Here is a 4,899-nt window from a genome sequence, read left to right as displayed (position 1 = left end):
CTCCATCTTCGCTGACAAAAAGAGCAGCATCTACTTCCAAGAAATAGGGAGCTAATCCTTGCAAACCAAATACTGCAAAAGCACGGCCGTCAGACTCAGAACCAAATGTTCTGTCGTAACGCACACCAGCTTGCCACTCCCAAAAAGACCAGACTAACTGACTGTAGAGTAGTTGTACTTCGGCATCTCCTTCCCCATCTTCTGTATTAACTTCACCATCAGTTTTTAACCACAACCTTCTGTAGTCGCCACCAACCCAACCATGAGCATCCCAATTAAAACTACTGTCAGCATCATTAACGCGATATTCTAACTCTTCAATTAATAACAACCAAAATATTTGATTATCTTTGATTGGTGAAGGCAAATTTTCCTGGTTGTACTCATTAGCAATTTCCCAAGTAGGAGTAAGATTAGTCAAGCGATCGCCTATCTGTTTTTCTTCTGCCATAACTACTGGTGCATAACTGAAATAGCTGACAAAACTGATTAAACCCGCCACGGCACAGTAAAAATTCAATTCTTTTCTCTGTCTCCCCCCTTTCAAAGGGGGGTTGGGGGGAATTTTTTTCCCGATCTCTTTCAAAGAGGGGTTGGGAGGGATTTTTTTCCCTATTCTGAATTTATGCAAAAATTTCATTATCATGCTTTTTCCACCTTATCAGTTACAGACACAACACGAAACATCCCCACTTTCATGTGATAGAGCAGATGGCAATGAAACGCCCAATTACCAGGTGCATCGACAGTCACATCTACAGACATTCTCTCGGCAGGTTTAACCAAAACAGTGTGTTTGCGTGGTTTATAAGCACCTGCCCCATTATCTAATTCCATCCACATTCCGTGTAAATGAATAGGATGTTCCATCATGGTATCGTTGACAAAAGTAAGTCGTAGTCGTTCGCCGTTGTAAAATTGAATTGGTTCCTTTGCTTCTGAATATTTCTTCCCATCAAAAGACCACATATACCGTTCCATATTTCCGGTGAGATGTAGTTCTATTTCTCGTTCGGCTTTTCTTTGGTCTTCACGAGGTTTCAGACTGCGTAAGTCGGTGTATAACAGAACGCGAGTACCTGTATTTTCCAATCCAATACCTGGTTCGTGGAGCCTACTTTTTGACATCATAGCTACCCCCGCACTACCTGAACCATGATGGTCTGGGCCGTGCATTACGGCTTCTTGGTGGGGTATCGTTTCTGTTGCGGTTAAATGATTCATCCCACTATTATGCTGAGAATGATTCATCCCACTGTTATGTTGAGAATGATTCATTCCACTATTATGCTGAGAATGATCCATCCCACTGTTATGCTGAGAATGATTCATTCCACTATTATGCTGAGAATGATCCATCCCACTATTATGCTGAGAATGATCCATCTGATTCATATTTGGAGAATGTTGAGAATGTGCAGAATGATCCATGCCATGATCGTGACCCATATCCGCCATAGTTCGTAGAGGGCGTTTTCTCCGTTCTGGCAGAGGAGCAGTCATTCCTAAACGTGGTGCAAGAGTTCCACGAGCATAACCACTTCTATCCATGGTTTCGGCAAAAATAGTATAAGCAGTCTCCTCTTCAGGTTCAACAATTACATCATAAGTCTCAGCAATAGCAATCCGAAATTCATCCACAGTTACAGGTTGCACATTTTGACCGTCTGCTTGTACAACCGTCATTTTCAATCCGGGAATTCTCACATCAAAAAAAGTCATTGCTGAAGCATTGATAAAACGGAGTCGTACTTTTTCGCCAGGCTTAAATATGCCACTCCAGTTAGACTCTGGTGCCATGCCATTTATTAGATATGTATAGGTTACACCTGTAATATCAGCAATATCAGTGGGGTCCATTCGCATTCTGCGCCAATCCAGATCGTCAACTAAATTTCCCACTGTTCGTCTTTGATAGTTATAGTAAGTGCTTTTCCGTTTTAGGTTGGCAAGTACCTGATGGGGGTTTTCAAAAGTCCAGTCGGAGAGCAATATGGCATATTCCCGGTCGTATGCAATAGGTTCGGGTTCGGCCGGATCGATAATCATGGCTCCAAAATGACCGAGTTGTTCTTGCAAGCCACTATGACTGTGATACCAATAGGTACCACTCTGGTTTACAGGAAAACTATAGGTGAAAGTTTCTCCTGGTTTAATGCCCGCAAAACTAACACCGGGAACGCCATCCATTTCTGGTGGGAGAATGATTCCGTGCCAGTGAATTGAGGTATCTGTTTTTAGGTTGTTTGTGACTTGAATAGTTGCTGTTTGTCCCTCGCGCAAACGAATTAACGGCCCAGGAATTGCACCGTTAACTGTCATGGCGGTAGCGTTTCGCTCTCCTATTTTGAGTTTAGTTTCCTGAATTTGGAGCTTAATTAGATCGGGATATTTATTTCCGTTTACAGGCTCACTTGCAGCAATAGTTTGTCTGTCATAAGCGGGTAAAATATTGTCTATGGCTGTGACTATACCTATTCCGGCACTGAAGCGTAAAAAATTTCGTCTATTAAGTGGGTTAGTTTTCATAGTTTTAGTTATTTAGTACTGCAAAAGAGGCTGCTTAATTCCCCTTCCGAAACAAGGAAAGGTGATTGGAGTGTTTTGTTTTCATCTCAAGTTTTATTTTTCCATGGCTTTTACTGCCTGCTGCATCTGAGAAACTATTTCTTGCATTTCTTTAATCATGTCTTCGTAGTGATTTTTCATGTTTTGTTTTTGCTCGGATGTCATATTTTGGATATGGTTAGAATCCATGTGTCCGATATTTTCTCGCATCTGAGTCAGCATTTTGTGCATTTTGTCTAAATCTTGCCCGTTGTGTTGGTGCATTTGAGAATGGTCTTGTGCCAATTTCATCGGTAATTTTTGCTTGGTTTTAGCTACTGAGGGCATGATGTTTAATACTGAAATTGTTATTCCTACTATGGCTATAGTGGCGATCGTTTTAACAGGATGAAGGTTGTCTAGTTTATTTTTGAATTGATAGGACATATTAATATTTTTCCAAACCAAACTAACATTGTTTTTACTAAATGTTAGTTTGACTTAAGAATATGAAATAGGGATGAAATTTAAACTGAATTTTTTTGAGATGAATAAGGATGAAATAGGCTCGACTGCAATAAGTTAAAAGTCATCTAACTAGACAAAATAGATTGGTATAAATCATCTCACAAGTGAAAATTTGTTAATGGTAGGTTACGATACGAATCACAATTTAATGCTTGATTTTCACCATCAATTCTGTACCTAAACCACTTGAAAAAATATAAGATTTTACAATCATCACAAGTACGGAAAGACATTTATAAATTTAAGACTTACATTTCATCCTGATTTCATAAATGCTCTGTATACTTAAGTATTGGTTTCCTAAAAAATATTGTATAATTTCTCATAGGAGTATTAAATGTAATGCAAAACACATCTTTACTTGCTCATGCTCCAAGTTTTCATGTGCCGAATCAAACTAATGATTCAAAACCAGAGGTAAAAAATGAAGTAGAAGATAATTCTGTGAATGAAAAACCTGAAACTCAAATACAAAAGATATCTTCCCCAGAAATGGAAAACCAAGTAGAAGAAAAGCAGATAGAAATTAAACCAAAAACTGTTGTAGAGGAAAAAGTTGTTAATTCTGTTGAGTTGGCTCAAACTAATAATTTTATCCCGCACCCTGGAGAAATTGTTTTTTTACTTTTATTAACTACACCTTTTTTACTATTTTCAATGAAGCGGTACATATTTAGTCAAATAAAATAATTGATAGTTTATGGAAATTTAATACAGTGACTGATTATGCTTTAACTAAAATATTAATTAATTTCCTTTTTTTTATGTTTTATTCAATCTCCGGCATTGCATAATACTATTTCTCAAAAACTTTTCTACATTTTGTTTAGCAGGGGAGTATGGGAGAAGTAAAAAGTAAGAATAATTAACATTAACTTTGCTCTTATTAGCCAAAATATGATTTTACTTGTTTTGATTCATTAATAACTGAAGTCTTACCCAAGTATAGCGTTACTTTTAGGAATTGGTATAATTGCGGGATGATTTTGTCACTCCTAGCAGAAACCATAATCCCCGTGTCCCCGTGTCCCCGTGTAGCGCCGAAATCATCCTAGTATTCAGCAACGCCCACTCCCCTATGGCTCAAACAAACTCAAACATCAATCAAATTTAAACTATGAGAATTAATAGAGCTAGACTACGCCAACTTCACTATTGGTTTGCCCCAATAATGTTTTTTCCTGTACTACTTAGTTTAATTACAGGTTCTCTATTTCAAATATCAGTTATTACTGGTACTGCCGAGAATTTTATTTGGCTATTAGAATGGCATAGAGGTAAGTTTGGGAGAATTAATTTAGAGATGATTTATCCATTTTTAAATGCCTTTGGAATGTTAATGTTGGTAGTGACTGGAATTATGATGTGGTTTCAGACTCGCCGACAGTACAAAAAATAATTTTAAGAATAGAGCGGGTTTTGATAAATAGACTTTTTTTCCAGCATTAAAAGCTTATTGATAAGCAAATTGAAAAACCCTATCCAGCAATAAATGTAAATGTAAAAAAGAATGTAGGGAGATTCCATGAAACCTCCCTAAAAATTGACTAGCTGTAAATTTATAGCAAGGAACGAGTTGGTGTTTGACTTATGTTAATGATCAACCGTAAGACAAAGAAATGCTTTTCCCACTATTGCCTGTTCCCTGCTATATCTATTAAAATTTCTAGAATTTATAGGAATTAAAAACTTGAGTCTGACCATCTTTTTTAAAGGCAAAGACATTAAAAGATTCTTGGCGATCGCCCATTTCCATACCAGGGGTGCCAATAGGCATTCCGGGAACACTAATTCCAGCAATATTTGGTTTATTTGCTATTAAAT

Annotated in this window: 6 protein-coding genes; 2 read left to right on the top strand and 4 right to left on the bottom strand. The window is 37.5% G+C overall.

Going from position 1 to position 4,899, the window contains the following annotated elements:
* From F6K06_RS33020 to F6K06_RS33010, 3 genes are all read right to left on the bottom strand, one after another.
* Window positions 1-520, bottom strand: a 520-nt coding sequence (locus F6K06_RS33020; protein WP_287323355.1) for a copper resistance protein B, incomplete at its 3' end; no start/stop codon positions are given.
* A gap of 122 nt (window positions 521-642) precedes the next feature.
* Window positions 643-2,529: a copper resistance system multicopper oxidase gene (locus F6K06_RS33015; protein WP_124146593.1), complete on the bottom strand. Its 1,887-nt coding sequence runs from the start codon at window positions 2,527-2,529 to the stop codon at window positions 643-645.
* Between the two features lie 93 nt (window positions 2,530-2,622).
* A complete protein-coding gene (locus F6K06_RS33010) occupies window positions 2,623-2,994 on the bottom strand; it encodes a hypothetical protein (RefSeq protein ID WP_124146594.1) in 372 nt (123 codons plus the stop codon).
* 423 nt (window positions 2,995-3,417) lie between these two features.
* On the opposite strand from F6K06_RS33010, the gene F6K06_RS33005 reads away from it, so the two are divergent.
* Window positions 3,418-3,765: a hypothetical protein gene (locus tag F6K06_RS33005; RefSeq protein WP_124146595.1), complete on the top strand. Its 348-nt coding sequence runs from the start codon at window positions 3,418-3,420 to the stop codon at window positions 3,763-3,765.
* Window positions 3,766-4,192: 427 nt separating this feature from the next.
* Complete coding sequence (locus F6K06_RS33000) at window positions 4,193-4,474, top strand: PepSY domain-containing protein (RefSeq protein ID WP_124146596.1); 282 nt, start codon at window positions 4,193-4,195, stop codon at window positions 4,472-4,474.
* Window positions 4,475-4,741: 267 nt separating this feature from the next.
* On the opposite strand, the gene F6K06_RS32995 is transcribed toward F6K06_RS33000, so the two are convergent.
* The gene (locus F6K06_RS32995) at window positions 4,742-4,894 is read right to left on the bottom strand and encodes a DUF411 domain-containing protein (RefSeq protein WP_287242057.1); all 153 of its coding nucleotides are present in this window, start codon (window positions 4,892-4,894) and stop codon (window positions 4,742-4,744) included.
* Window positions 4,895-4,899: the final 5 nt, after the last annotated feature.

This window comes from Okeania sp. SIO1H4 (genome assembly GCF_010672695.1).
Lineage (GTDB): Bacteria > Cyanobacteriota > Cyanobacteriia > Cyanobacteriales > Microcoleaceae > Okeania > Okeania hirsuta.
Note: the sequence above shows the minus strand (reverse complement) of the source record. Positions and strands in the feature narration are given on the sequence as shown.